Source organism: Vibrio sp. 378, from assembly GCF_033339435.1.
The window spans coordinates 1-738 of record NZ_JAWOUO010000484.1; the positions used below are offsets into that span (position 1 = coordinate 1).

At 42.7% G+C, this 738-nt stretch carries 1 protein-coding gene; it reads right to left on the reverse strand.

Features of this window, described 5'->3' with window-relative positions; all coding sequences use genetic code 11:
- Position 1: 1 nt before the first annotated feature.
- The coding region (locus R7Q48_RS27085; protein WP_318133342.1) for a hypothetical protein at positions 2–738 on the reverse strand (737 nt) is incomplete at its 5' end.

Below are 738 nucleotides of genomic sequence, written 5' to 3' on the forward strand. Positions count from 1 at the left end.
CTTAAACAGGCTTAGACCAGTATTTCCCATTCCATTTCAACTGAATGGTATCGTTAGTTGAGTTAAGCTTAATATCTTGACCGTTTGGGAGGTGTATATTCCCCACGCCATGTTTAATGATGACATCGCGAGTGTTTTTTCTTGTCTGCAAGGTCACGATGGTATCAATTGATGGCGCGCCATCAATTGTATGTAACTCTCCGACAACAACATCCCCCACTTCCTCTGGATCGATTCGGTGTGAACTTTGGGATATGGTAATGGCATTATTTGATACCGTTAAGGTTGATGGCGCCCCACCTTGGATTAAAAAACCGTTGATCCTTCCGATGAACGATTTCCCACCAAAGTCTTTATCAGCTTCATATACCACTTTGTTCAAGCAATCCGTTTCGACGGTGTTAATTAACACTCTGCCTAAATCAAGATGCTGGATTCGTAACGCTGTAGCAGCGGTTCCACCTTCGGTTTCATATTTATCGCACTTAAATTTGGCGTTGGCTCCGACTCGACCTACCTCACCATACTGCGTCGAGGTAATATTTTTACCTTTGAAACGACCAATGGTGACGTCTGAGTTCTCTAAATCCAAACCTCTTTCTTCTAAAATATTTTCACAATGGAAGTCATCAATTTGAACGTCTTTTGTCCCTGCATAGCTTTTGTCTGAAATGCCATTCCTTGCATTTACACCAATAAACTTACCAATCCTCAAGCCAGCCCCTGAACGCAGAGCCA